A 24852-nucleotide genomic window follows, 5' to 3' on the forward strand; every position below is an offset into this window, starting at 1 on the left:
TGTATCCCCCGAGAACAACAGGGTTTTTCGCCCATCCCAAGGTCAGGGAGGCACTGTTGTCCATCGGTCGATTGGCCGGAAAGGGTGGGGAGGGCAGGATACCGGGGCTCACGATAGCGCTGATCGCGGCGCAGGCCATTCTGTACACCATGGTGGCGTCCGGAGGCCCACCCGGAGTGGATGCGTTGATCCACTGGGGGGCCAAGTCCGGCCCCCTGGTGACGGACGCGGGGCAGGGCTGGCGCCTCCTGACGGCCAACCTCCTGCACCGGGACGCCCTGCACCTGGGCCTCAACCTGCTGGTGTTCGCGGGGGTGGGCACGGCGGTGGAGCGCTCGTGCCGGTGGTGGGACTACGTGGCGCTGCTCGTCGTGTCCGGGCTGGCGACGATGGCGGGCTCGCTCTGGTGGTCTCCGACGGTGAGCGTGGGCGCGTCCGGGTGGGTGTTCGGGTGCGTGGGGGCGCTGCTGGTGCTGGGGCGGCGCGCCCGGACCGGGGCCAAGGGGGCTCGCATGGGGTGGTTCTCCGGGGAGAACGCGCTGCCCACGGTGCTCGTCTTCCTGTGGCTCGGCTGGACGAGCGTGGGCGTGGACAACGCGGGGCACATGGGCGGGCTGATGGCGGGGCTGCTCGTGGGCGTCCTCCTGCGCTCGCGGGCGTGGGGGCCGGGAGGCTTCCGGGCGGTGGCGCTGGTGGGGCTCGCGGGGCTGGGCGCGGCGGTGGTGGTGACGGAGCGGTCGCGGTGGCGGGTGGAGCACGACGACGGCTTCGGGGTGTCGGTGTTGCTGCCGGACGGCTGGCGCCGCGAGGAGGACGGCCAGGAGCGGAGGGCCTTCTCCAATGGCCTGAAGGGCCTGGGGCGGGCCACGCTCACGGCGGAAGTCATCGAGGCGGGTGAGCCCGGGGACGGCTCGGCGCAGGCCCAGCACTTCCTGGATGCGTCGCTGGTGCCGGGGCGGGCGGGACCGGAGGGGCACACGGTGTCCGCGGGCGTGGTCGAGCCCGCGTCGCTGGGCGGCCGACCCGCGCAGCGAATCCGCGCGGAGCTGGACGGGGTGGGGGGACGGACGCACCTGGTGGCGTGGTTCGTGCCCCGCGGAGAGTGGGTGTACCGGCTCGTCTTCACCTGGCCACAGGCCTATCCGGCATACGCGCGGGTGGCGGAGCGGATGACGGCGGACGTGCGCTTCGAGGAACCCGCGAGCCTGCGGGTCGCCAGGGCCCGGGCGTTGCTGGTGCCGGGCGTGGCGGGGCCGCTGCGGGAGCTGGGGCATGCGCTGCGGCGGTGGGGGCTGCCAGCGGATGCAGTGGAGCCCCTGGCGTCGGCGGTGCGGCTGGCTCCGACCCAGGTGGACACGCGGGTGGAGTTGGCCCGCGCGTATTTCGAGTCCGGGCAGGTGGAGTCGGGCTGCCACTCGGCGGCGGAGGCCCGGGTGTACGGCCCTTCCGACACGGGCGCGCTGGAGGCGGGCGTGCGCTGCGCGCTGGCACAGGGGGATACGGCAGAGGCCCTGCTGCGCCTGGAAGAGGCCCGCCGCGTGGACCCTCGGGATGCACGCCTGCGCGCGGCCGAGGGTGCCTTGAAGGCGGCGGTCGAGGCGCCGGGGCCGTCCCCTCAGAGGCGGTGACGCGGGAGTTCAGCGCTCGCCGAACGGGCGCACCGCGAGCCCCGCGCCCAGCATCCCCTCGTCGCGCCGGAAGAGGCCCGCGTCGTTCCGCACGCCCGTGGCCGTGAGCCGCGCGAACACTGGCGCGTCGTTGACCGCGAGGAGCACATGCTCCAGCGCGACCTCGCCCCGCGCCCGGAAGTGGGAGCCGCCGTCGAAGTCGAAGCTCCATCCGGCGAGCCCCGTCGCGCGCAGGGCCCACCTGCCATCCCGCGTCTCCCATCCCGCGTCGAGCAGCAGGGACGTGAAGGGGGACACCTCGTTGCGCGTGCCCTCCGGTGAATGTCGCAGCGCATGGCTCGCGGTGGGGCCCACGGCCAGCCAGCCCCACTCCGTGTTCGTGCGGAGCGGATCCAGCATCAGCCCCACGCGGCCCGTCTCCAGCGTCCAGCCCGGGCCCTCCCAGACGCGCCGCTCCAGGTGCGCCGCGCGCAGGGCGAGGGCCACGTCGAACGGGAAGGGGATGTGCCGGGGCCTGCCGATGGTGACGAGCAGGGAGCCTTCCTCCACGTGCCTGCGCAGCAGGCCGTCGTACGCGGTGAAGGTCAGCCCCTTCTGCTCGCCGCCCCATGCCTCCGTCATGAGCAGCCGGTGCGAATTGATCCACAGCGAGTCCGCCTTGCTGTCGCTCGAGCGCACCGTGCGGACGAGCAAGCCGGTGCGCACGACGAGGGCCTCCGCGTCGTCCTGCACGCGCAGCGCGGTGCCCAGCACCCAGCCGGTGCCGGGGTCGAAGCAGGTGGGGAACGTCTCCCCGGCCGCCGTCTGGCCCTGACAGGACAGGCCGGGCGCGGTGCCCAGGAGCAATGCCAGCGCGAGCGCCACCATCCCGGACCTAGCCCTTTCCAGGGGAGGACGTCGGCGCGGACCTTCTGGCCGGGGCCCACATGGAGAAGCGCAGGCCCGCCTGCGCGGACCACTCCCAGCCCGCGGGCGCGTTCGCCAGGTCGTCGCGCCACGTCCCGCGTCCGTCCAGCGTCACGCTCACGGGCTGATCGTTGATGGCCAGGGCGATGACCTCATAGCTCGCGCGCAGCCGCAGCCGCTCCGGACGCAGGGGCCGGCCCTCCACGGCTTGTGCGAGGAGCACCTTCTGCGCCTCGACGCCGAAGCGCACGTGGTGGAAGCCGTCCCGGTCCAGGGTGAGGTCCCCCTCCAGCGCCGCCGCGGGAACGAGCGTGAAGAAGCCGTTCGTCCGGTCGCGTTCCAGGGCGGGACCGGCCCGCAGGCGCACGTAGGACACGAGGTCGCTCGAGTGCCACAGGTCCAGCGTCACGTCTGTCGCGGCCACGGTGAGGAAGTCCGCGTGCACGTTCTCGCGGCGCACCTGTTCGCCGTGGAGCACCTCCATCCAGAAGCCCAGGTTGGCGTAGATGTCGAAGCGCCGGGGGCGGCCGTAGAAGGTCGTCACCCGGAAGAGCGGCGCGTCATTCTGGCTGCGGAAGTCGTAGCGCAGGAGCGTGGCCTCGTAGGAGGGCGCGTCCCCCAGGTACAGCTCCGTCTCCAGCAGCGTCATCCGGTGCAGCCGGTCCGAGTCCCCCGGCCACTCCAGGTCCACGCCGAAGTCCACCCGCACGCGTTCCTCCAGGCGGTCCGTCTCGCGCATCCAGCGCGGCGCCCAGGCCCCGCCCACGTAGACGCGCCGGTGCAGGTCGAAGTTGTACTGGAGCACCCGCCCGCGCTCGTCGCGGTACCAGCCCGGCGGCGCCTCCGCGATGGCGGGCATCAGGCGGTACTGGCGCACCGTCTCCGTGGGCATCAGGTTCGGCACGCACCAGTCCACCCGCTGCAGGGGCTGGTCCTTCTCGTGGCCCTCCGAGTCCAGCTCGTAGGCGGGCGACACCAGGCACTCCTTCTTCACGTCGTCGCAGTGGGCGCGCCATGCTCCAGAAGGAACGTCGGGCGTGGGCGGCAGGGCGAGGCACCGCACCTGCCCGTCGTAGGGTTGCTGGGGAGACGACGCGTTCGGGACGGCCATCTGGAAGTCCCACGGCTCCGGCTCCGCGGGAGGCTCCGGCGTCGCGGCCGGCGCTGTCTCCACTGGCGTTTCGGCCGGAGCTTGCGGAGCTTCCGGCGCCTCCACCTGCCCCAGCAGGAGGGCACATCCCAAGGTCACCGCTGAAACCAGCATCACTGCTCCTCGTCGAAGTTGAGCGGCCCTTCGCGTTCCGGCCACGCGGTCAGGCTTGGTGATGGGGGGCCCTTACAAGGCCCGTGCCCCCTGGCTGGACCACGGGCTTTCGCGGACTTGCCCGTGCGGCTGTGCAGGCGCCTGCACAGCCCCTGTGCACGCGGAAGCGCGTGCGCTGGCGCGAGAACGACGCACCCCCTACCAGGTCGGTCGACCGGCGGGGGTGGCGGGGATATAAGCCCCCCGGCCCCATGGGGTTCACGGTGGCCCGTCCCGGACGACGAAGGAGCACGCGCGCGTGGCAAGCGACGTCGAAAAGAACTCGCAGGGGGATTCCACCTTCACCCAGGCCATCCTCGGTGATGACACCCTGACGTCTTCATGGGGGCGGCGGTGGCTGGCCCTGTCCTTCAGCGCGCGCGTGGTCCTGGCGACCGCGGGCTTCGCGGCGCTGCTCTTCGTGCCCTACCTGGGCGCGGTCGGCCTGTGGGACCCCTGGGAGACGCACTACGGCGAAGTGGGCCGGCAGATGATCCAGCGCGCCGACTACGTCTATCCCTTCTGGGAGAACGCGTGGTTCTTCTCCAAGCCGCCGCTCACCATGTGGATGCAGGCGCTGGGGATGAACATCGTCGGCGCGCTCCGGGGCGACGGCGCCATGGGGCTCTACACGGAGTGGGGCATGCGCATGCCCTTCGCGCTCCTGAGCATCACCGCCGTGGCGCTCCTGTCGCTGGCGGTGGCGCGCACCGTGAACATGCGCGCGGGCCTGGCCACGGGCTTCGTGCTGGCCACCATGCCGCTGTACTTCCTGCTCACCCGGCAGACCGTCACCGACACGCCCTTCGTCACGACCTTCGTGTGCGCCATGGCATGCGCCATCATCGGGCAGCTGGATGACACCACGAAGCACCGCGCTGGCTGGTGGTACGCGTTCTACGTCTTCGCGGGCCTGGCCACGCTGGCCAAGGGCCTGCTGGGCGTGGGCCTGCCCGCGGTCATCCTGGTGCTGTACGCGGCCGCTGGCGTCATCCCGTGGACCCGCGAGAGCCTGGAGGCGCACCTGCGCTGGCTCACCAGCGGCGAGGTCCGCGCCCAGGTGCGCGCGGGCACGCGGACCATGCCCGTGCTGTGGGCGCAGATGTACCGGATGAAGCTGGGCACGGGCATCCTCGTGTTCGCGGCGGTGGCGGTGCCCTGGTACCTGACGCTGTGCCTCTTCGACGGCGTGGACGACGAGGGCAAGCTCTTCTGGTACCGCTTCTTCATCCATGACCACCTGAACCGCCTCACCGCGGGCGTGCACACCACCACGCCGGGCGGGTCGTTCACCTACTTCATCGAACAGGGCGGCTTCGCCATCTTCCCGTGGGTGGCGCTGCTGCCCGGCGCGTTCGCGGTCGTGTCGCGCCTCAAGCTGCGCTCGCGGGACAAGGCGGACCACCTGGCGCTCATCGCCGTGCTGTGGGTGGCGTTCGCGTTCTACCTGCTGGCCTCCAGCGCGACGAAGTTCCACCACTACGTGTTCCCGGTGCTGCCGGGCCTGGCCATCCTCATCTCGCTGTTCGTGGACCGGCTGTGGAAGGACGGCGTCTCCGAGCACGCCGTGAGCCTCATCTTCGGCCTGATCCTCTTCATCCTGGTGGGCAAGGACCTGGCGGAGAACCCCAAGGACTTCACCGACCTGTTCGTCTACAACTACGACCGGCCCTATCCGCAGGACCTGGTCACCAAGCCCATCGCGTTCTTCTCCTCGCGACCGCTGTGGATGGGCGACCTGGTGACGCTGGTGCTGCTGGCCTTCGGCGTGTACCTGGCCTTCGACGCGTTCTCCTCCAAGGCGAAGCTGGAGCGCCCGGCCGCGGCGCGCGCGGTGGCGCTGGGCCTGCTGCTCACGGGCGGGGCCACGCTGGCCACGGTGGCCACGCAGGGGCAGGTGTCCGCGATGGGGCTGTGGGGCGTGGCGCTGGTGGCGCTCGCGGGCTTCCTCATCTGGCAGGCGTCGCGGCCGGAGGAGGCGCCGGGGCGCACGGTGCTCCAGGCGGTGGGCTTCGGCCTGGCGCTGGTAGGCGTGGCGCTGGCGGTGCGCGGCTTCAAGGGGCCGCCCGCGTCGGACGCGCTGTTCAAGGCCCTGTCCGGCACCATCAACGTGAAGGTGGGCATGGGCTTCGCGTTCGGCGTGGCCGGCGTGCTGGCGGCGGTGGCCGCGCTGCAGCGCTCGCGCGTGCTGCTGTTCAGCACCTTCTGGGGCCTGGCCGCGGCGTTCGCGCTCTGGTTCAACTGGGGCCACTGGGTGGACCTGTCCCACCACTGGACGCAGCGCGACCTGTTCTGGCGCTACTACAACCAGCGCAAGGCGGGCGAGCCCATCGCCGCGTACATGATGAACTGGCGCGGTGAGACGTTCTACTCGCGCAACACGGTGGAGCAGTTCCGCGCCAACGACGCCAACACCCGCATGCGCCAGTACGCGGCGCGGCCCGGCCGCGAGTGGGCGCTGGTGGAGCACAACCGCGTGAACCTGCTGCGCACCGCGGTGGGCTCCGACAAGACCGTCACCCTCGTGGACCGCGACATCAACAACAAGTTCGTCCTGGTGACCATCGAGTGAGCATCCTCGTCCCGCCCCCGCTCGCGGAGGCCCCCGCGAGGGGAGGCCTGCGCGTCCGCGGTCTGGCGAAGCGCTTCGGCGAGCGCACCGCCGTGGAGGACCTCACCTTCGACGTGCGGCCCGGCGAGGTGTTCGGCCTGCTGGGCCCCAACGGCGCGGGCAAGACGACGACGGTGCGCATGCTGACGGGGCTGCTCAGGCCCTCCAGCGGCGACGCGGAGGTGTGGGGCCACTCCGTCACGCACGACGGCGAGTCGCTGCGCAAGGTGGTGGGGCTGCTCACCGAACAGCCCGGGCTCTACGACCGGCTCACCGCCCGGGAGAACCTGCGCTTCTTCATGAAGCTGCATGAGCTGGACGAGTCCGTCGCGTGGCCCCGGGCGAAGCACTACCTGGATCGCTTCGGGCTGGGCGGCCGCGAGGACGACCCGTGCGGCGGCTTCAGCAAGGGCATGCGGCAGAAGCTGGCCATCGTGCGCACGCTGGTGCACGACCCGCGCGTCATCTTCCTGGACGAGCCCACCAGCGGCCTGGACCCGGAGTCCGCGCGCACCGTGCGCGACGCCGTGGCGGAGCTGGCCTCCGAGGGGCGCACCATCGTGCTGTGCTCGCACAACCTGGCGGAGGTGGAGCGGCTGTGCGAGCGCGTGGCCGTGGTGCGCCGCCGCCTGCTGGCGCTGGGCCCGGTGCGCGAGATGCGCCGCGCGGGCCAGTCGCTGGACGTGCGCGTGGAGGGCGACGCGCAGGGCTTCGTCACCGCGCTGGTGGCGCTGCCCTTCCGGCCCAACGTGCTGGTGGAGGGCGGCCGCCTGCGGGTGATGCTGGCGGATGAAGCCCAGGCGCCGGACGTGGTGGCGTGCCTGGTGCGTGCGGGGGCTCGCGTGCACAGCGTGGTGCCCGCGCAGCGGCCGTTGGAAGAGGTGTACCTGGACCTGCTGCGGGAAGAGGGGACGTGAGCATGGCCTTCCGGCCGCGACGTGCTTTGGCGGTGTTCTGGAAGGACTGGCTGGACCTGCGCAAGAACGTGGGCCTGCTCGTGTCCATGGCGGTGCTGCCGATGGTGATGGTGACGGTGCCCATCGGCGTGGTGTGGACGTACGTGCGGCAGCCGGACCACTCGGACCTGCGCACGGTGGCGCTCTTCTACGACCCCACGCTGCCTTTGGGCGCGAGCGCGGCGCGCTTTCTCGTCGACAAGTCGCTCACCGACTGGTTCGGCATGTTCCTGGTGATGCCCGTCTTCATCCCCATCCTCATCGCGTCCCAGAGCGTGGCGGGGGAGAAGGAGCGCCGCACGCTGGAGCCGCTGCTCGCGTCGCCGGTGTCCGCGGCGGAGCTGGTGGCGGGCAAGTGCCTGGCCGCGCTGGTGCCCGCGGTGGTGCTGACCTGGGTCGCCTTCGCGCTGTTCTGCGTGGGCGTGGACTGGGTGGCGTGGCCGCTGGTGGGCGCGCCGCTGATGCCCAATGCGTTGTGGGGCTTCGGCGTGTTCGTGCTCGCGCCGCTGTTCGCCTTCTTCGGCAACGGCGTCGCGGTGCTCATCTCCGCCCGGGTCAGCGAGGCGCGCATGGCGCAGCAGCTGGCTGCGCTGGTGGTGCTGCCGCTGGTGGGGCTGGTGGGAGGCCAGGTGGCTGGCGTGCTCAAGGCGGGCCCGGGGTACTACGCCATCCAGGGCGCGGTGGTGCTGGTGCTGGACTTCATCCTGCTGGCGGCCAGCATCCGGTTCCTGGACCGGGAACGTCTGGTCAGCCGCTGGGGTTGAGTCACTGGCGGGTTGGAGAGTGGACTGCCAGGGGGCCGGCCGGACGGGCAGGCGCCCGTGAAGCTGTTATGTTCCGGGCAGGATGCCGGGGGAAGCGCACTGGCGCTTTCGCGTCGGCGGCCCCGCATTTAGGGGATGGGGTTACGAAGCTTTGAAGACCTGCCGCCCAGGCGGCCACGGAGGCGCTGAACAGACATGGGGATCTTCGACAGCATCAAGGGCGAGGCGCAGCGGAACTTCATCGCCCGCGCGGACAGCGCGAAGGGTGAGATCGTCTACAAGTATCCGGAGAAGAACGTCCGGATGAAGACGCAGCTCACCGTGGACGCGGATGAGGTGGCGCTGTTCGTCAAGGACGGCAAGGTGGAGGGGAAGCTGGGGCCCGGCCGCCACACCCTGGACACCAACAACATCCCGTTCCTGTCGCGCCTGCTGGAGAGCTTCACCGGCGGCAACATGTTCATGGCGGAGATCTTCTTCGTCTCCAACCGTGAGCACACGGGCGTGAAGTTCGGCGGCCCCATTGGCGACGTGCGCGACCCGGAGACGGGCCTGGGCATCGGCACCATGGTGTACGGCGACTTCTCCATCCGCGTGACGGAGCCGGAGAAGCTCGTGGTGGGCCTGGTCGGCATGGGCCGCGCCACCAACGAGGAGTTCCTGGGCTGGTTCAAGGGCCAGGTGCTCAAGGTGACGCGCGACCGCACCGCCGAGCTGCTGGTGAAGAAGAAGTGGCCGCTGCTGGACGTGACGAGCGGCGCCTACGTGGAGGAGATGGAGCAGGAGATCCTCGCCGGCCTGAAGCCGCACGTGGACTCCTACGGCCTCACCATCGTCCGCATGGGCAACTTCGTCGTCAGCATCAAGCCCGAGGACGAAGTCACCCTGAAGAAGCTGTCCAAGGACGTCGCGTACTCGCGGCTGGCGGGCGGCTTCCAGCAGTACGCCCAGGGCCAGGCGATGCTCGGCGCGTCCGAGGGCATGGCCAAGGGCGGTGGCGGATCCGACGGCGCCATGCAGGGCATGGGCATGGGCATGGGGTTCGGCATGGCGCAGATGTTCGCCAACCAGCAGAACAACCAGCAGCAGCAGCGCCCCGCGGAGCCCGCGCAGGCGGCCGCTCCCGCGGATACGCGCAGCCCGGCGCAGCGGCTCAAGGAGATCAAGGAGCTGAAGGACGCGGGCGTGCTCTCCGACGAGGAGTACGCCGCCAAGCGCGCGGAGCTGATGAAGCTGCTGTAGTCCCGCCGCTTTCGCGCTGAAGCATGAGGGCCCTGTCTCCTGCTTGGGAGGCGGGGCCTTCGCGCGTTTCAGGGGGCGGGCGTGCCCGGCACGGCGAGGCGCAGCTGTTCGTGCAGCGTCTCCGCGCGCAGGTAGAGGAACTGCACGTCGCCGAAGGCCAGCGTGGCGCCGTCGTGGAGCATCACCTGGGCCTTGAAGCCCAGGGGCGCGCCGTTGATGAAGGTGCCGTTCATGGACTGGGCGTCGCGCACGGAGAAGTCCCCGGCGCCCGCGTTCCAGCGCAGGGTGGCGTGATGCTGGGAGACGGAGGGCTCCGGCACCACCAGGTCGCACGCGTCGGTGCGGCCCACGGTGAACTCCTCGCCGTCCTGGTTCGGCTGGAGGAAGTGCACCTCCAGGTTGTCGAAGTCGCGCAGCATGGCGAGCAGCCGCTCCTCCATGCGCGAGCGGTGCGCCATCCCCACCGTGCGCATGCCCACCATGCCCGGGGCCACCACGGCCTTGAAGGCGGCGTCCACGGGCTGCTGGATGAGGGCGATAGCGCCGGACGCGGCCCGGAAGGACTCCAGCGAGGCGCCCGCGAAGGGACGGAGCTGATTCACGGACACCATGGCCCTGGACCCTACGTGCAACCGGCGGGGACGGGAAGGGCCCGGTGGGGCGCGGAGGCCATGCCTACGAGGCCAGCGGCGTGGCCTGGGCCCGGGGCATCTGGGGCACCGGGGCCGGCGCCGGTGCCGGCGGTGGGGACGGCTGCGCGGGCGTGTCGTCCAACCGGCGCAGGTCCAGCTTCATGGGCACCTGGAGCGTGGTGCTCAGCCGCAGGAGCAGCACGTCCGGCGCGAGGCCGTTCTCACCAATCGCCTGCGTGACCTCGCGCGCGGAGGGCGCCGTGCCGCGGGCCCAGAGCTCCTTGAGGAACGCGCCCGCCTCCGGTGCGTGCCACCACGCCGGGCCGAAGCGCGCCTTCAGCTGCCCCTGGAGCTGCCCCGCCAGGAACCACGCACGGAAGCTGTCCGCGGACTGGTAGAAATCCTCCTGGTCCACGAGGTAGCGCTCCACGTCGTCCGCGGTCATGGGCATGGCGCCCGTGCGCGCCATCAGCGCGCGGTACAGCTCGCGCGGATCCACGTCCGTGCGGCGGTGCAGCTCCAGCTGGTAGAGCAGCCGGCCCGCCGCGTGGCGGATGAGGTACAGCTTGTGCGCGCTGGAGGTCGCCAGGTACTGGGCGCGCTTGTCGGCATCCCCCAGCACTCCCGCGTTCTCCTCCAGCCACACCGGGTCCTCCAGCAGGTCCTCGAAGAGCGCGGAGTACGCCTCGCCCACGGTGGGGTTGCCCAGCCGCGCCAGTTCGAAGCGCTGCTCCTGCGTGAAGGCCATGTGCAAGAGGTGCCCCACCTCATGCAGCACGCGGCCCTGGTGCAGCACGCCCGTGCCCGGCTTGAAGGACAGCCTCACGTCGGACGGCACCTTCACCGACAGCGCCAGCGGGCGTGGGTTCTTCCGCGGCAGGTCGCGCGCGTCCACCTTCACGTTGGGCAGCGCGTTCAGGTCGATGCCCAGCCCCGCCACCGTGGCCTGCGCCTTCACCAGCGACTCGCCCTTGGGGAACGCGTCCTCCACCTCGCGCGAGCGGAACAGGCGCGGGATGTCCGCGCGGGTGATTTGCGCGAAGGGCAGCCCCAGCTCGCGCTGGGAGAGCCGTTCCATCACCAGCCGGTACGGTTCCTGCGTGGCCTGGAGCACTTCCTCCGCCAGCTGCGCCAGCCGCTCCAGGTCCGCCTGCCGCAGCTCGCTGCCGAAGGCCTCGTAGGACTCGAAGCCCATCTGCTGCACCAGCTCGCGGGTGCGTGACTCGCGGCGCAGGAGCGTCTGGTTGAGGCGGGTGAGCGCGGGCGTGGCCGCCGCGTAGAGCGCCTTGCGCCTGAGGGCGCTCTTCTCGTTGGCGAGCAGCCGCTCCAGGTCGTGGTAGCGCACCTCGCGCCCGTCCACGCTCATCTTGAGGGACGCCTCCAGGTTGGCGGAGGCGTCGTTGTGCTCGGCCAGCTCGCGCGACAGGAACTCACCGGCGAAGTGACCGTGGAGCGCGGTGAGGGCGCGCAGTTCGCGCGGGTCCTTGGTCAGGTGCCGCAGCCGGTCGATGCGCCGCAGGTTCTCCAGGCTGAAGAGCGCCTGCTTGCCGCTGTAGGTGGCGGCGATGTCCACCGCCTTGCCCTCCGTCCAGAAGTCCCAGACGAGCCGGTGCTGCTCCTCCAGGAGGAGCGCGGCCTCCGTGGACAGGGCGTTCACTTCGCCGGTCAGCAGTTCTTCCTCGCTGGGAGGGGGGACCACCACCGGGGGCGGCGCCTTGTGACAGGCGCTCAGCAAACACATGGTGGCGGCGAGGAGGGACGGAATCCTTGGGGACATGGGCCGCCCATGTTACTTCCGACCCGCCGATGCCCAACGTAAACCCATGGCGAGCGGCTCGAGGACGCCAGGGCCTCTACTCCGCCCTGCGACAGTTCTTCGCTGGCCAGGGTTACCTGGAAGTGGAGACGCCGCTGCTCGTGCCCACTCCCGGCATGGAGCCGTACATCTCCGCCTTCGAGACGCCCTTCGTCCCGGAGACGGACCTGGGCAAGGCCCGCACGCTCTACCTGCACACCAGCCCCGAGTACGCGATGAAGCGCCTGCTCGCGCAGGGCGCGGGGCCGCTGTTCCAGATCTGCAAGGTGTTCCGGAACGGCGAGGTATCCCAGACGCACAACCCGGAGTTCACGCTGCTGGAGTTCTACCGGCCGCACGCGGACTACCACGCCATCATGGACGACCTGGAGGGCGCGCTGGCGGCGGCGGGCCGGGTGGCGGCGGACGCGAAGGAGGGTGAGCCCGGCGCGGACCCCGCCTTCTTCACGCGCACGCCGTACGAGCGCGTGACGGTGCGGGACGCGGTGCTGCGCGCCACGGGCGTGGACATCCACGTGCACTCGGACGGCGCGTCGCTCAAGCGGGCCGCGGACGCCGTGGGCGTGCACACCGGGAGCTCCACGTCCTTCGACGACGTCTTCTTCCACCTCTTCCTGGAGCGGGTGGAGCGGGGGCTGGGCCACGAGCGGCCCACCTTCCTCATCGAGTACCCCGCGTCCATGGCGGCGCTGTCCCGGCTGAAGCCCGGCGACGGCCGCGTGGCGGAGCGCGTGGAGCTGTACTCGAAGGGGCTGGAGCTGGCGAACGGCTTCTCTGAATTGACGGACGCGGTGGAGCAGCGCGCGCGGCTGGTGGAAGAGCAGGAGCTGCGCCGCAAGCTGGGCCGCGCCGTGTATCCCCTGGACGAGCGCTTCCTGGAGGCGGTGGGCCGCATGCCGCCTGCCGCGGGCATCGCCGTGGGGCTCGACCGAATCCTGATGCTGCTGCTCGGGGTCCAGCGCATCGAGGACGTCCTCCTGTTCCCCGCACACGGGTTCGTCTGATGCTCAAGGTGCTCCAGACGGTGTTCGCTGGCACGGCCACGGTGGGCCTCACGGGCGTGACGTCCGCGGCGGTGACGCTGCTGTCCGGGTTGGATCAGCACCCGGCGGCGGACAAGGTGCTGCGCGCGTGGGCCCTCTCGGGGCTGGCGTCCGCGGGCGTGAGGCATGAAGCCTTCGGCCTGGAGAACGTCCCCAAGGAAGGCAACGTCGTCTTCGTGAGCAACCACCAGTCGCACTTCGACGCGATGGTGAACTTCGCGCACATCGACAAGCACACGCGCTACGTCGCCAAGGCGGAGCTCTTCAAGGTGCCGGTGTTCGGCCGGGCCTTGCGCGTCGCGGGCAACATCCCCGTGCAGCGCACCGGCGGCGCGAATGACCGGGCCCGGCTCCAGGAGGCCGTGACGGCGCTGCGCGAGCGGGTCAGCGTGCTGTTCTACGCGGAGGGCACTCGCAGCCCGGACGGCGAGCTGAGGCCCTTCAAGAAGGGCGCCGCCACGCTGGCCATCCAGGCGCAGGTCCCCGTCGTCCCCATGGCCGTCGCCGGCACCCGGCTCATCCTCCCCAAGGGCGGGCGGGCCATCCAGTGGGGCCAGCGGGTCGCGTTGGTGGTGGGCAAGCCCGTGCCCACCGAAGGGCTGACGTTGGATGACCGGGATACCCTTACCCGCCGCCTGGAAGAGGCGGTGGCAGGGCTGTACGCCGAGGCGCGCGAGCGCTCGGGAGACCTTTCATGAAGAAGAGCACCCAGACCCAGTCGCAGGCCCACCCCTGGCATGGCATCTCGCCCGGGCCGGAGGCTCCTGAAGTCGTCACCGCGTACATCGAGATCGTCCCCACGGACGCCGTGAAGTACGAGATGGACAAGGAGTCCGGCATCCTGATGCTGGACCGGCCCCAGCGCTTCAGCAGCCAGTGCCCCACGCTCTACGGCTTCATCCCGCGCACGTACTGCGGCGAGCAGGTGGCGAAGCGCTGCGCGGAGCGCACCGGCCACAAGGACATCCACGGCGACGGGGACCCCATCGACATCTGCGTGCTGACGGAGAAGGTCGTCTCCAACGGCAACCTGCTGGTGCACGCGGTGCCCGTGGGCGGCTTCCGGATGGTCGACGGCAACGAGGCCGACGACAAGATCATCGCGGTGCTGGAGTCGGACCTCGTGTACGGCGAGCTCCAGTACATCGCGCAGCTGCCGCGCCCGCTGCTGGACCGCCTGAAGCACTACTTCCTCACCTACAAGCAGATTCCGGGCGAGGGAAAGCGCAGCGTCGAAATCGCGGAGGTCTACGACCGGCAGGAGGCCATGGAGGTCATCCGCCGCAGCATGCGCGACTACGACAAGCTCTTCGTGGAGCCGGAGGCGAAGCCCGCGAAGAAGTCCGCGCCGGCTGCTCGCCGCAAGACGTCCGTGGCGAAGGCGGCGGCCAAGGGCCGCGGCAACCGGAGCGGGAAGTAGCCGCTTCCTGACGTCACGACGCGCGGGAAGGGCAGGGCCCCGAAGGGCCCTCTTCCTTTCACGCGTGGGCCGTGTGGGGCCCGCCTACGAGCGGCGGGCGCGCTTGGGCGCGGAGCTGGCGGCGCGCTTGCCCCGGGCCGGAGCGGGGGCCTTGCGAGCCGTCTTGGCCTTGGCGGCGGAGGCCGTCTTCGCGACCTTCTTGGAGGCCTTCTTCGCCACGGTCTTCACGCGGGCGACGGCCTTCTTGGCCACGGCCTTCACCTTGCCCACGACCTTCTTCGCGGCCTTCTTCGCCGGGGCCACGGCCTGGCGTACGGAGGGCTTCTTGCTCGCGGCGGCCTTCTTGGCCGGCTTCGAGGCGGGGCCGGGGACGGCGGTGCCTCGGGCGGGGAGCTGGTCCACGAGCTTCTTCGGCGCGATGGCGCGGTAGCTCTCGTCGATCCACGCCTTGATGACGGGAACCGGCACCTGCGAGGCCTCGTCGAAGTGGGCAGTCACCCAGCCGCTCTTTCCCAGGCCGTACTCGGTGGGCTCGGTGAAGGGCAGCGTGAGCGCGGCGTCCTTGGAGTCGGGCAGCTTGGCGGAGAGGTTCAGCTTCTCGCCGTCGACGGTCATGAAGAGGAAGGTCTTGTCATTGACCTTCATCGCGCGGTGGCCCCAGGGGAAGTCCTCGTGGGCGCCGGGGTAGCTCATCGCATGTTCGCGCAGTACCGCTTCGACCTTCTGCGTCTCGTTCTCTGCGGGCATGGGCACCTGGCTTCGTTGTGGGTCGGGACAGCTTAACCGCACCTGTCGCATCCAGCGTATTCCCCAATGTGTCGGTTGCTGACGGAAAGACAGGTGACGGGTCACCCGTGGTTTCCCGCATCCGTCGGAGCCCTTGGTCCTAGGTACGGGGTGGGGGGCACGCATAGTCTCGGGGTCAACGATAAGGAGTCGCTTCCCGATGCCCCAGTCTCTGCTCGCCACGGATGGCTACAAGTTCAGCATGGCGGAGGCCGGCTGGCCCCTGCGGAAGGAAACGTTCTACTACTCGCACCGCAAGGGCGGGCCCCAGGTGATGCCGCTGGACCTGGCGGCCTGGGTGAAGAACCTGTTGCCGGAGCCGCAGCCGGACGACTACTCGTTCCTCGCCCACCACGACTACGAGATGGGCGTGGGCTTCAAGGCGGCCATCCTGCGCAAGGCGCAGCTGTCCGTGCGAGCCATTCCGCGGGGCGCGCTGTTCCTGCCGCGCGAGCCCATCCTCACCATCACGGGCCCCTCCGCGCTGGTGTCCTGGCTGGAGCCGATGCTGCTGCAGCTCAACTACCGCGTCCAGGTGGCCACGCAGGCGCTGCAGGACCGCGAGGCGCTGGCCCGGACGCTGGCCACGGTGACGTGCGAGGAGGAGAAGCGCATCGCCCTGGAGACGCTGGACCAGGTGGGTGTGCGGGCCGTGTCCATCCAGGTGGACCCGGAAGGTTACGTGCGGCGGGTGCGGGCGCAGGTGCAGGAGCTGGTGGACGTCGTCGAGGACCCCTCGCGCATCTTCGAGGTGGGCCTGCGCGCGGCGACCTGTCTGGAGCAGCACGAGCTGGCCCTGCGCGCGTGCCAGGAAGCGGGCGTGCAGCGCACGAGCAACGTGGAGGGCGCACGTGTGCTGGGCATGATTCCCGTGGGCACCATGGGCCACGAGCACGTGCAGCGCTACGGCTCCGACGACGCGGCCTACCGCGCGATGCATGAGCGCCGGCCGCAGCGCTCCAGCTACCTGCTGGACACCTTCGACACGCTGACGTCGGGCATCCCTGCGGCGTTCAAGCTCATCGCGGAGGAGCCGCAGGGTGGGGACTCCATCCGGTTCGACTCCGGGAACAAGAAGCTCCAGTACCTGTACGCGGTGACGCGCGCGCGCGACCTGGGCATCAAGCCGGTCATCATCCTGGAGGACGGCCTGGACGCGCAGATGACGCGCGAGTTCGAGGAGCTGCGCAAGCAGGTGGGCTGGGAGCCGACGACGCAGTTCTACGGCTACGGCGGCCACATCGTGGCGCGCACCATGTCTCATGCGCTGACGCGCGACCGGGTGGCGGCCATCTACAAGCTGTCGTGCTCGGGTACGACGCCGGTGATGAAGTTCGGCAACGAGCTGGCGGAGGGCAAGCAGAGCGTGCCCGGGACGCCCATCGTCTTCCGCCGCCGCACGGGCACGGGGCCGCTGGGACTGGTGGGGCAAGCGGGGGAGTCGACGCCCCAGGGCTACTTCCCGCTGATGGAGGCGGCCCCGTCCATGCCGACGCTGGTGGGGACCGAAGGCCTGACGCCGGAGGAACAGCGCATCGGCTACACTGCCACCACGCAGGCGCTGGTGGAGTCCATCACCCGGCGCCACTTCCCGCAGGGCCGCTGACGCCAAGGGCGCGGTGGCGCTGACGGGCCTGGAGAGCACGTCATGCCGCTGCCGCTTCCCCGGTTCCACGACGACGCACGTGTCGGCCAGCTCTACCTGGAGCGCGTGGCGGAGGTCTCCCAGGAGGCCTGGCGCTACGCCGCCGAGCACCGCGTGCGTCCGGCCCGGGAGGACAAGGTCCGCATCGCCGCGTTCGGCATCGACGCGCAGGTGGGCTTCTGCACCCCGGGCGCGAGCCTCTTCGTCCCGGGCGCGGTGGAGGACACGCAGCGCACGCTGCGCTGGCTGTACGCGCACCTGGACCGGCTGACGGGGCTCGTCTTCTCGCTGGACACGCACCGGGCCTTTCAAATCTTCCATCCGGCCTGGTGGAAGGATGCGGAGGGGCGTCCGCCTGCGCCCATGACGGTCATCACCGCGAAGGACGTGCGGGAGGGCCGCTGGCGTGCGACGCGCCATCCGGAAGAGAGCCTGGCGTACTGCGAGGGGTTGGAGGCGAGCGGCCGGTACGTGCTGACCATCTGGCCGTACCACGCGCTGCTGGGCGGACAGAGTCACGCGCTGGTGCCCGCGATGTACGAAGCGAGCCTCTTCCACGCGCTGGTGCGGGACACGCCCACGCACTTCGAGCTGAAGGGTGAGCACCCGCTGACGGAGAACTACTCCGTGATGGCGCCGGAGGTGACGGAGGTGAAGGGCCAGCGCGTGGGCGAGTTCAACGCGCGGCTGATGGAGCACCTGCTGACGTTCGACCGCGTGTACGTCTTCGGGCAGGCCAGCTCGCACTGCGTGCTGTCCACGCTGCGCGACCTGCAGCAATACCTGGAGGGCACGGACCGTTCGAAGCTGGGGAACATCTACATCCTGGAGGACGCGATGAGCCCCGTGCCCGCGCCTCCGTTGGACCCGCTGCCCGCGGCGCTGGACTTCCCTCGCCTGGCGAAGGAAGCGCTGGCGGGCTTCAAGGCCGCCGGGATGCAGGTGGTGCGGACGACGGATCCGATTCCGTAGCGCTGCGCTGCCGCTACCGGCCCAGGTGCGCGAGCGCCCACTTCGCGGTGGCGTCGCGCAGCGTCTCCCGTGCGGTAGCGCCGGGGCGGGCCTGTCCGTTCAGCTCCACCACGTCGCGGAAGAGGGACAGCTCCGGTCCGTTGTCCCGCTGCACGACTCCCGCGAAGAGCACCACGTGCGTGCCCTGCGCGCGCGCCAGCCTCGCGAGCGCCACGGGGCCCTTGCCCATGGACGTCTGCCGGTCGAAGCGGCCCTCGCCCGTGAGCACCAGGTCCGCGAGCAGCACGCGCCGCTCCATCCCCAGCGCCCGCGCCACCAGGTCATACCCGGACGTGAGCTTCCCGCCTCCGAGCGCCGCGAGCCCGTAGCCCAGGCCGCCCGCCGCGCCCGCGCCCGGGAGGTTCGCGGCGTCCTCGTCCACGATGCGGCAGAACGTGGCCAGCGCCGTCTCCAGCTCCTCCACCGCCGCCGCGTCCGCGCCCTTCTGCGGACCGAAGAGGCGCGCGGAGCCGTCCGCGCCCAGCAGCGGCGTCGTCACGTCCGTGGCGATGAGCAGCTCCACCTGCTCCAGGCGTGGGTGCTTGCCGCTCGCGTCCACGCGCGAAAGCCTGGCGAGGCTCGCGCCTCCCGGTGGCAGCGGCGCCCCGTCCGCGTCCAGGAAGCGGAAGCCCAGCGCCTCCAGCGCGCCCTTGCCGCCGTCCGTGGTGGCGCTGCCGCCCAGGCCGACGATGAGCCGCTCGCACCCCGAGTCCAGCGCCGCGCGCACGAGCTCCCCCGTGCCATGCGTGCACGCGGCCCGCGCGTCCCGTTGGCTCGGAGGCACCAGCGCGAGCCCCGAGGCCTGCGCCATCTCCACCACCGCCGTGCGCCCGTCATCCAGCCACGCCCAGCAGGCGTCCACCGGCGTGCCCATGGGGCCGCGCACGATGAGCTTGCGGCGCTCGGCCCGCGGCGTGCCCGCGAGCAGCGCGTCCAGCGTGCCCGGACCTCCGTCCGCGAGCGGTGCCACGTCCAGCACCACGTCCAGCGAGGCCTGCCGCAGCCCCTCCGCCATGGCGTCCGCGGCTTCGGCCGCGCTCAAGGTGCCCTTGAACTCCTGGGGCGCAAGCAGCCAGCGAGGGGGAATCATGCTCGGGCACCTACGGGCTTGGACCGCGCGGACACGGGGGGACTCCGGTGGGCGCTCCGCCACCGCGTCTGCAGCATGGACGTCATCGTTCCTCCCGGGCCGGGGCGGTACTGACCCCGGCATACCATTCCAGGAGGGGACGTGGCCCCTGCAGCGACGGCATCACGCGTTGTGAAATCCGCTCCAACCGCAGGAGGAGCTTGGACACCTCGTCCGACGGCTGCCGGGCGGGTCCCTGGATGCGCTGACAGAAGAACGTGCGGCACCCGAACGGCCGATCCGCGTACACGGTGCAGCGCAGGCCCGCGGCGTCCAGGTAGGGGCAGGCGCCGTCGGCGCGCGGGGAGGGAAGGGGCTTGCTGCGCTTGAGCAGCTCCCACTCCGGGAGCCACAGCCATGGCTGGCGCTTCGTGACGGCCAGCTGGCAGCACTCACCGCTCGCGGGGCACGAGTACGGGGCATACGCCTCGTCCGCCTGGCGGTAGACGGTGCGTGTCTCCTGGAGGGCGCGCTCCAACGTCCGCGTCCCGGACGCGGGGGTCTCGTCGTCTGCGTCGTCCCAATCCCGGCGCGCCATGACTGAACCGTTCCCGCACGTCGGGGTCCGCTCGATGGACCCCTTGGATGGGTCCTACCCTATCTCACAACATGCGCAGGACGAAACATTTGAGGTAGCGCGTCTCACGCAGGTTGAGGAGGACGGGGTGGTCGCGGCCGGCGCCGCGGCGCTCGATGATCTGCACCCGGCGCTTCGCGTCCGATGCCGCGGAGGCGAGCATCTCCTCGAAGCCCTGCTCATCCACGTGGTACGTGCAGCTCGCGGTCACCAGGATGCCGCCGGGGCGCAGGAGCTGGAAGGCGCGCAGGTTGAGTTCCTTGTAGCCGCGCAACGCCGCCGGAATCGCGTCCTTGTTCTTCGCGAAGGAGGGCGGATCCAACACGATGGTGTCGTAGCGCTTGCCCTCGTCCACCGCGTCGCGCAGGAAGTCGAACGCGTTGGCCGTCACGACCTCCAGGTTGGAGAGCTTGTTGGACTGGGCGTTGTCGCGCAGCTGCGCGGAGGCGGACTCCGAAATCTCCACCGCCGTGACGTGCTTGGCGCGCGTGGCCAGCTGGAGCGCGAACCCGCCCACGTAGCTGAAGCAGTCCAGCGCCTCGCCGAAGGCGTAATGCGCCGCCATCACGTGGTTCTCACGCTGGTCCAGGAACGCGCCCGTCTTCTGGCCCTCCAGCAGGTCCGCGCGCATGCGCACCAGGCCCTCGTCGAAGGACACGGGGCCCGGTGGCAGCGCACCGCGCAGCAGGCCCTTCTCCGGGAGGAGGCCCTCCAGGTGGCGCACGCTCACGTCGGAGCGGTTGACGATGCCCTTCGGGTGGAACTGCTCCTCCAGCAGGTCCGCGATGAGCGCCTTGCGCTGCTCCATGGCGGGGACCAGGAACTGCACGCTGAGGTAGTCGCCGTAGCGGTCCACCACGAGCCCGGGCAGGCCATCCGCCTCGCCGTGCACCAGCCGGTACGTCGTCTCGCCGGGCAGCGCCAGCTTGCGCAGTGCTTCGGCGGACTGGAGGCGCGAGCGGAAGAAGTCCACGTCCACCGCGACGTCGTCGTTGGTGAGCCAGCGCAGCGAAATCTTGGACTGCTTCGAATAGAAGGCCTTGCCCATGAACCAGCCGCGGCCGTCCACCACGCGCACGACTTCACCGCCCTGGAGGCCGGGGTCGCCGTTGAGGTCCGCGCGGTAGATCCACGGCGGGCCCGCGAGCCACCGGTCGGAGCCGCGGCGCAGGAGCATCACCTGGGGCGTGCCGTCCGGGCCCAGCTCTGGCGACGTGCGGTCCGGCCGGAGCTTCTCCGGGCGATGGCCGTGCTTCTCCGGGCGCTGGCCGGGCTTCTCCGGGCGAGGGCCGGGCTTGCCGCCGCGTCCGGGGGGAGGGGAGCCGGGCCGGCCGGAGCGGGGGGGAGAGGTGGGCTTCATCGAGGCGTCTCGGAGGGAAAGAGGCGGGAGCAACCGCGCGGCGTATACTCGCAACCCAGGTGAGTTACGAGTTGGTCCTTCAGGCGCGGACCCAAGGCGCCCCCTTCGACATGGCCCGGGTGGACGCCCTGCTGGCGGCACGCCCGGGGACCGACCGCTCGGACGGTGTGCGCGAGTGGGACCTGGGGGTGGGCACCGTGGAGGTGCTGCCCCTGCGCGACGGCAAGCGGGTGGTGGGCGCGGAGCTTCGCGTGCCGCTGGTGGACGATGAAGAGCTCATCCGCGAGGTCCTGACGGAGGCCGCCGGGCTGGCCCACCAGGCTCAGCTCCGGCTGTTCGACCCGCAGCTGGGAGAGGTCCTCACGGGCTCCGCCACGGAGCGCGTGGTCGAGCAGTACCTGCGCACGGAGCACTACCGGCGCACCGCGAAGCCCATGGAGATAACCCCCGGGCTGGCGGAGGCGATGGACCGGGCCGAGCGGGTGCATTCGCTGGGCCTGCCGTCCGAGCGCATGTCGCTGTCGTCGCGGCTGGTGTTCTTCGCGGTGGGCGGCTTCGCGCTCCTCTTCTTCGTGATGCGCTTCCTGATGGAGAAGCTCAACGGGGAGTGAGCCGGGGGGCGCCGGGGACCCTGGAGGGCGGAAGACACGGTGTGTCCTGCCGGCAATGAGCGCTGGAGTGAATCTGGCGTTAACGTGCCAGCGTGCTCAAGGCCCTCGTCATCGTCTGCATCCTGTTGCCCCTGGCGGAGCTGTACCTGCTCATCACCCTGGGGCATCACATCGGGTTGGGGTCCACGCTCGCGCTGCTGGCGGTCTCCGCCGTGCTGGGGAGCCTCATCGCCCGGAGGCAGGGCGAGAAGGTGTTCCGCAACTGGCGCGAGGCCATGGCCGGCGGCGGCGTGCCCGAGGAGGGCCTGCTCAACGGCGTGCTGGTGATGGTGGGCGGCGCGCTGCTCATCGCGCCTGGGTTCATCTCGGACCTGATGGGGCTCTCGCTGATGGTGCCGCCGGTGCGCCGCTGGGTGACGGCGCGGGTGCGGCGCTCGCTGGAGAAGACGCTGCGGTCGGGCACCGTGCGGTTCACGCAGGTCGGGCCTGTTCCGGGAGTGGATCCGTTCGAGGAAGCCCGGCGCTTCGACGAGCAGGAGACGCCCGCGAAGGTGGAGCCCTCGCCCTCGGAGGAAGGCCCCGCCACCTTCCGCCGCCCCCGGAGCGAAGGGGGCGAGGTGGACGCGGAGTTCACCAGCGACGAGGAACCCCGGGGCTGACGGGCACGCGCTGGGGTGAGCCGTTCCAGCGAGGTGTCACGGGCGTGGGAGCCGGCATGGGAGCGGGGGCCTTCGCGGGGGCGCCGGGCTCGGGTTCGGCGGACATGCCCAGGGCGGTGCGGGCCTCGGTGGCGTAGCGGCCGTTGGGGAACTCACGGAGGTACTGGCGGAACTCGTCTTCCGCGTCCGCGGGCAGGTGCTGCCTGTTGAGGCAGCGGCCGCGCAGGATGCGGGCCTGTTCACGGTGGCTCGTGCGAGGGCTGGCGGCGGCGATCTCCCCCAGTCCCACGAGGAACTGCCCGCACGTGGTGGGGGCCGTCTGCACCTTGGCGTAGCCGAGGAATCGCTCGTCGGAGTCGTCCGACATCAGTCCGCCCGGAACGAGCGCCCCCAGCGTCTTGCGCTTGCGCGGCTCCGCGGACGTGGTCGGAGCCATGGAGGGAGCCTGCACGGCGCCCGGCACGGGAGCGGAGGACGCGAGAGAACCCGCCGAAGCGCCGGGGTAGGGCGCGAAGTCGTCGGACGGGGTGGGCTCGCGCGGATGCACGGCTTGGGGAATCTCCGTGTTGGGAGCGTGCGCCTGGGCCAGTGCCTCGCCAGGCGAGGGCACCGCGGGGGCCTGGGCGACGGCGGTGCGAGGCGCCTCGGGAGCCGGAGCATCGGGGGCCTTCTGGGCGACGGCCTGCGACGGCGCGGCGTTGTTCTCCCCGGGCTGAGCATCGGGGGCCTTCTGGGCGACGGCCTGCGACGGCGCGGCGTTGTTCTCCCCGGGCGGGGTGCCGGCCGCGGGCGTGCGCGCATCCGCGGGCGTGTCGCGGGTAGCAACGGACGGGCTCACTTCGATGCGTGACGGTCCCTTCTTCGTGGGCACGACGCTCGCGACGGCAGCGGAAGGCTCCGCGGCCCGCAGGTCCCGGAACGCCTGCCGGTCTCCGGCGGAGAGCGCGCGAGGCTTCAAGGTTTCACCCGTGCCCGCGAGCTCCACGCGCTCGCCCGCGTCCACGAAGCGCGGAGGCTGACCCTCCGCGTCCACGCGCACACGCCCTTCGAGCACCGCCACCGCGGCTCCAGCCGCCGTGCGCTCCACGGAGAAGACCGTCCCCACGACGGACACTCGCAGGCCCGCGGACTCCACGAGGAACGCGTCGCGCTGCGCATGCGAGGCATTCACGGACAGCCGTCCCTGCTGGACGGTCAGGTGCACGGCGTTCGACTCCGCGCGGGCGAACACCACGTCCGAGCCCGCCGACAGACGCACGCGGCTCTCATCCGGAAGCCGCAGCACGGCGGACGCCTTCGGAGGCGTCCGCACCGCCATGCCCGAGCGCAGCCGCATCCCAACCGCCAACGCATGTTCCGCACCGGTGGCCTCCCGCACCACCGCGCCGGTGACACGCTCCGCCTCCGTGGTGGACGCAGCCTCCGAATGAGCCGCGACCGCTTCCTGCTTCGCGGGCGCAACCTCTGGACGGGCTGTGACCGCTTCCTCCGTCGGAGCATGGGAAGCCCCCGTGCCAGCAACCGTCTCCGAAGGATGCGTCCGCACCGCGACGGGCGTCGTGTTCCCCTCCTGCTTCGAGCGCGCCCCACCCAGCCACACCACCAGCGCGACGGCACAGGCCCCCGCGAGCGTCATCGCCCAGGGCGACAGGAACCGCCGCTCGGGCACCGCCATCCGCTTCGCCGCGGCCGCCTTCAGCTTCGCCCCCGTCTCCTCCCACCGCACGGAGGGCTCCACGGAGCGCGCCGTGTGCAACATCGCCCGGGCCTCCACCACGCGCTGCCACTCCGCCGAGCACGCGGTGCACTCCGCCACGTGCGCCTCCACCCGGGCCGTGCCGGCGGCATCCAGCTCGCCCGCGGCCAGCGCCCACAGGGCCTGTGTCTCATGACCGGCCATGGGAACCTCCCATCGGCCGGGCGACGACCAGACGCTGCATGGCTTCGGTGAACTCCAATCTTGCGTGGTGCAGGCGGCTGCGCACGGTGTTGGGAGAGCTTCCCACGGCGAGGGCAATCTCGTCCGGGCTCATGCCGCACAGCTCGGCGTAGACGAAGACGATGCGCTTCTTGGGCTTGAGCTTCTCCAGCGCTGCCTCCACCAGCCGGGCGGCCTGACGACGCTCCGCGGCGCGCTCCGGGTCCTCCCCCGTCGCCACCATCTCCGGCGGGTCCGCGAAGGAGTCCTCCGGCCGGCGTCGCTTCCACCTCAGATGGCTGAGCGCCACGTTGGCGCACACCCGATAGAGGAACGTCTTGAAGCGAGACTCCCCCCGGAAGCCCTTCACCGCCGTGAGCAGCCGCAGGTACGTCTCCTGAAGGAGGTCATCCACCTCCACGCGGTTTCCCACCAGGTGGCGCAGGGTTCGCGCCGCGTCCAGCTTGGTGGCCTCATAGAGCTGCTCGAAGGCGGTCAGGTCCCCCTGCTGGACCCTCTGGACCAGGAGCCGCAGGCGGGCCTCGTCCGCGGAAGCCGGGCCACGCGCGTCCGCCACGTCCACGCCGGACTCCGGCGGGACCGCGGACGCCCACGTGCGCGCTCCTCGGCTGAACACCAGGCCTTCTCCTTCAGGGCGACGCCGGACGTCCCCTTCCTCCAGGAACGCCCTCCAGTCTGTAGTGGTGGTCCAGACGAGCACACTGCCTCCGTGCCCCTGGGTCTCCGGAGAGACGAAAAAAGATCAAAATTATTTGATCAATCTGGCCCCCTCTTGCGTCGAAGGCTCTCGAAATCGGATGACCCCCCCGGTGGC

The 24852-nt window shown here is 71.1% G+C and carries 22 protein-coding genes; 12 read left to right on the forward strand and 10 right to left on the reverse strand.

Annotated elements, in window-relative coordinates:
• Nucleotides 1-176: 176 nt before the first annotated feature.
• Nucleotides 177-1628 (forward strand): rhomboid family intramembrane serine protease, encoded by a 1452-nt coding sequence (locus D7Y04_RS23550; RefSeq protein ID WP_233601546.1) that lies wholly within the window; start codon nt 177-179, stop codon nt 1626-1628.
• Nucleotides 1629-1637: 9 nt separating this feature from the next.
• Here D7Y04_RS23550 and D7Y04_RS23555 read toward each other — a convergent pair whose 3' ends face one another.
• Both D7Y04_RS23555 and D7Y04_RS23560 read right to left on the reverse strand, forming a co-directional pair.
• Nucleotides 1638-2495 (reverse strand): hypothetical protein, encoded by an 858-nt coding sequence (locus D7Y04_RS23555; protein WP_121760757.1) that lies wholly within the window; start codon nt 2493-2495, stop codon nt 1638-1640.
• 7 nt (nt 2496-2502) lie between these two features.
• On the reverse strand, nt 2503-3798 hold the full coding sequence (locus tag D7Y04_RS23560) for a hypothetical protein (RefSeq protein ID WP_121760758.1): 1296 nt from the start codon (nt 3796-3798) through the stop codon (nt 2503-2505).
• 298 nt (nt 3799-4096) lie between these two features.
• Here D7Y04_RS23560 and D7Y04_RS23565 point away from each other — a divergent pair, with 298 nt between their 5' ends.
• The 4 genes from D7Y04_RS23565 (at nt 4097) to D7Y04_RS23580 (ending at nt 9410) form a co-directional block, all read left to right on the forward strand.
• The gene (locus D7Y04_RS23565) at nt 4097-6409 is read left to right on the forward strand and encodes a glycosyltransferase family 39 protein (RefSeq protein ID WP_120597955.1); all 2313 of its coding nucleotides are present in this window, start codon (nt 4097-4099) and stop codon (nt 6407-6409) included.
• A complete protein-coding gene (locus D7Y04_RS23570) occupies nt 6406-7365 on the forward strand; it encodes an ABC transporter ATP-binding protein (protein ID WP_120597956.1) in 960 nt (319 codons plus the stop codon). Before D7Y04_RS23565 ends, D7Y04_RS23570 begins: the two co-directional genes overlap by 4 nt.
• A 2-nt stretch (nt 7366-7367) precedes the next feature.
• Nucleotides 7368-8168: an ABC transporter permease subunit gene (locus D7Y04_RS23575; protein ID WP_120597957.1), complete on the forward strand. Its 801-nt coding sequence runs from the start codon at nt 7368-7370 to the stop codon at nt 8166-8168.
• 195 nt (nt 8169-8363) lie between these two features.
• Nucleotides 8364-9410 carry an SPFH domain-containing protein gene (locus D7Y04_RS23580; RefSeq protein ID WP_120597958.1) on the forward strand — a complete coding sequence of 349 codons (1047 nt, stop codon included), beginning with the start codon at nt 8364-8366 and terminating at the stop codon, nt 9408-9410.
• Between the two features lie 68 nt (nt 9411-9478).
• On the opposite strand, the gene D7Y04_RS23585 is transcribed toward D7Y04_RS23580, so the two are convergent.
• Entirely contained in the window at nt 9479-10021 is a 543-nt protein-coding gene (locus D7Y04_RS23585; RefSeq protein ID WP_120597959.1) for an FHA domain-containing protein, read from the reverse strand.
• A gap of 64 nt (nt 10022-10085) precedes the next feature.
• Nucleotides 10086-11819, reverse strand: a complete 1734-nt coding sequence (locus D7Y04_RS23590; protein ID WP_121760759.1) for a chromosome segregation protein SMC — start codon at nt 11817-11819, stop codon at nt 10086-10088.
• Between the two features lie 29 nt (nt 11820-11848).
• On the opposite strand from D7Y04_RS23590, the gene epmA reads away from it, so the two are divergent.
• Genes epmA through D7Y04_RS23605 form a run of 3 tightly spaced genes read left to right on the forward strand, consistent with a single transcriptional unit; the run spans nt 11849 to nt 14321 of the window.
• Nucleotides 11849-12862 (forward strand): EF-P lysine aminoacylase EpmA, encoded by a 1014-nt coding sequence (epmA, locus tag D7Y04_RS23595; protein WP_120597961.1) that lies wholly within the window; start codon nt 11849-11851, stop codon nt 12860-12862.
• Nucleotides 12862-13599 (forward strand): 1-acyl-sn-glycerol-3-phosphate acyltransferase, encoded by a 738-nt coding sequence (locus tag D7Y04_RS23600; RefSeq protein WP_233601547.1) that lies wholly within the window; start codon nt 12862-12864, stop codon nt 13597-13599. The genes epmA and D7Y04_RS23600 overlap by 1 nt, the downstream gene beginning before the upstream one ends.
• Entirely contained in the window at nt 13596-14321 is a 726-nt protein-coding gene (locus D7Y04_RS23605; RefSeq protein ID WP_120597963.1) for an inorganic pyrophosphatase, read from the forward strand. The genes D7Y04_RS23600 and D7Y04_RS23605 overlap by 4 nt, the downstream gene beginning before the upstream one ends.
• A gap of 84 nt (nt 14322-14405) precedes the next feature.
• Here the strand turns inward: D7Y04_RS23605 and D7Y04_RS23610 are convergent, their stop codons facing one another.
• Nucleotides 14406-15068 (reverse strand): MmcQ/YjbR family DNA-binding protein, encoded by a 663-nt coding sequence (locus tag D7Y04_RS23610; protein ID WP_120597964.1) that lies wholly within the window; start codon nt 15066-15068, stop codon nt 14406-14408.
• Nucleotides 15069-15267: 199 nt separating this feature from the next.
• On the opposite strand from D7Y04_RS23610, the gene D7Y04_RS23615 reads away from it, so the two are divergent.
• The gene (locus D7Y04_RS23615) at nt 15268-16713 is read left to right on the forward strand and encodes a nicotinate phosphoribosyltransferase (RefSeq protein ID WP_121760760.1); all 1446 of its coding nucleotides are present in this window, start codon (nt 15268-15270) and stop codon (nt 16711-16713) included.
• 42 nt (nt 16714-16755) lie between these two features.
• Nucleotides 16756-17724, forward strand: coding sequence for a nicotinamidase (locus D7Y04_RS23620; protein WP_121760761.1), 969 nt, complete (start codon nt 16756-16758; stop codon nt 17722-17724).
• A gap of 13 nt (nt 17725-17737) precedes the next feature.
• On the opposite strand, the gene D7Y04_RS23625 is transcribed toward D7Y04_RS23620, so the two are convergent.
• From D7Y04_RS23625 to D7Y04_RS23635, 3 genes are all read right to left on the reverse strand, one after another.
• Nucleotides 17738-18853, reverse strand: coding sequence for a glycerate kinase (locus D7Y04_RS23625; RefSeq protein ID WP_121755256.1), 1116 nt, complete (start codon nt 18851-18853; stop codon nt 17738-17740).
• An 82-nt stretch (nt 18854-18935) separates the two neighbouring features.
• Nucleotides 18936-19430: a YkgJ family cysteine cluster protein gene (locus D7Y04_RS23630; protein WP_121760762.1), complete on the reverse strand. Its 495-nt coding sequence runs from the start codon at nt 19428-19430 to the stop codon at nt 18936-18938.
• Nucleotides 19431-19494: 64 nt separating this feature from the next.
• Nucleotides 19495-20829, reverse strand: coding sequence for a class I SAM-dependent rRNA methyltransferase (locus tag D7Y04_RS23635; RefSeq protein WP_199749720.1), 1335 nt, complete (start codon nt 20827-20829; stop codon nt 19495-19497).
• A 110-nt stretch (nt 20830-20939) separates the two neighbouring features.
• Between D7Y04_RS23635 and D7Y04_RS23640 the strand changes: the two genes are divergently transcribed.
• Entirely contained in the window at nt 20940-21440 is a 501-nt protein-coding gene (locus D7Y04_RS23640) for a hypothetical protein (protein ID WP_147477182.1), read from the forward strand.
• Between the two features lie 92 nt (nt 21441-21532).
• The gene (locus D7Y04_RS23645) at nt 21533-22099 is read left to right on the forward strand and encodes an FxsA family protein (protein ID WP_120578616.1); all 567 of its coding nucleotides are present in this window, start codon (nt 21533-21535) and stop codon (nt 22097-22099) included.
• On the opposite strand, the gene D7Y04_RS23650 is transcribed toward D7Y04_RS23645, so the two are convergent.
• Nucleotides 22071-23999, reverse strand: coding sequence for a FecR domain-containing protein (locus D7Y04_RS23650; RefSeq protein ID WP_121760764.1), 1929 nt, complete (start codon nt 23997-23999; stop codon nt 22071-22073). The genes D7Y04_RS23645 and D7Y04_RS23650 overlap by 29 nt on opposite strands.
• Complete coding sequence (locus D7Y04_RS23655) at nt 23986-24654, reverse strand: RNA polymerase sigma factor (RefSeq protein ID WP_120578614.1); 669 nt, start codon at nt 24652-24654, stop codon at nt 23986-23988. Before D7Y04_RS23655 ends, D7Y04_RS23650 begins: the two co-directional genes overlap by 14 nt.
• Nucleotides 24655-24852: the final 198 nt, after the last annotated feature.

Origin of the sequence: Corallococcus sp. AB038B (assembly GCF_003668955.1) — a bacterium.
In the GTDB taxonomy this organism is placed as follows: Bacteria; Myxococcota; Myxococcia; order Myxococcales; family Myxococcaceae; genus Corallococcus; species Corallococcus exiguus.

Excerpts from the sequence above, each read along its gene's own strand:
- D7Y04_RS23585 (WP_120597959.1), bottom strand. The coding sequence starts at position 10,021 with ATGGTGTCCGTGAATCAGCTCCGTCCCTTCGCGGGCGCCTCGCTGGAG.
- D7Y04_RS23590 (WP_121760759.1), bottom strand. The coding sequence starts at position 11,819 with ATGTCCCCAAGGATTCCGTCCCTCCTCGCCGCCACCATGTGTTTGCTG.
- D7Y04_RS23575 (WP_120597957.1), top strand. The coding sequence starts at position 7,368 with ATGGCCTTCCGGCCGCGACGTGCTTTGGCGGTGTTCTGGAAGGACTGG.
- D7Y04_RS23560 (WP_121760758.1), bottom strand. The coding sequence starts at position 3,798 with ATGCTGGTTTCAGCGGTGACCTTGGGATGTGCCCTCCTGCTGGGGCAG.
- D7Y04_RS23610 (WP_120597964.1), bottom strand. The coding sequence starts at position 15,068 with ATGCCCGCAGAGAACGAGACGCAGAAGGTCGAAGCGGTACTGCGCGAA.
- D7Y04_RS23640 (WP_147477182.1), top strand. The coding sequence starts at position 20,940 with ATGGCCCGGGTGGACGCCCTGCTGGCGGCACGCCCGGGGACCGACCGC.
- D7Y04_RS23620 (WP_121760761.1), top strand. The coding sequence starts at position 16,756 with ATGCCGCTGCCGCTTCCCCGGTTCCACGACGACGCACGTGTCGGCCAG.
- D7Y04_RS23635 (WP_199749720.1), bottom strand. The coding sequence starts at position 20,829 with ATGAAGCCCACCTCTCCCCCCCGCTCCGGCCGGCCCGGCTCCCCTCCC.
- D7Y04_RS23650 (WP_121760764.1), bottom strand. The coding sequence starts at position 23,999 with ATGGCCGGTCATGAGACACAGGCCCTGTGGGCGCTGGCCGCGGGCGAG.
- D7Y04_RS23605 (WP_120597963.1), top strand. The coding sequence starts at position 13,596 with ATGAAGAAGAGCACCCAGACCCAGTCGCAGGCCCACCCCTGGCATGGC.
- D7Y04_RS23600 (WP_233601547.1), top strand. The coding sequence starts at position 12,862 with ATGCTCAAGGTGCTCCAGACGGTGTTCGCTGGCACGGCCACGGTGGGC.
- D7Y04_RS23555 (WP_121760757.1), bottom strand. The coding sequence starts at position 2,495 with ATGGTGGCGCTCGCGCTGGCATTGCTCCTGGGCACCGCGCCCGGCCTG.
- D7Y04_RS23630 (WP_121760762.1), bottom strand. The coding sequence starts at position 19,430 with ATGGCGCGCCGGGATTGGGACGACGCAGACGACGAGACCCCCGCGTCC.
- D7Y04_RS23625 (WP_121755256.1), bottom strand. The coding sequence starts at position 18,853 with ATGATTCCCCCTCGCTGGCTGCTTGCGCCCCAGGAGTTCAAGGGCACC.
- D7Y04_RS23615 (WP_121760760.1), top strand. The coding sequence starts at position 15,268 with ATGCCCCAGTCTCTGCTCGCCACGGATGGCTACAAGTTCAGCATGGCG.
- epmA (WP_120597961.1), top strand. The coding sequence starts at position 11,849 with ATGCCCAACGTAAACCCATGGCGAGCGGCTCGAGGACGCCAGGGCCTC.
- D7Y04_RS23580 (WP_120597958.1), top strand. The coding sequence starts at position 8,364 with ATGGGGATCTTCGACAGCATCAAGGGCGAGGCGCAGCGGAACTTCATC.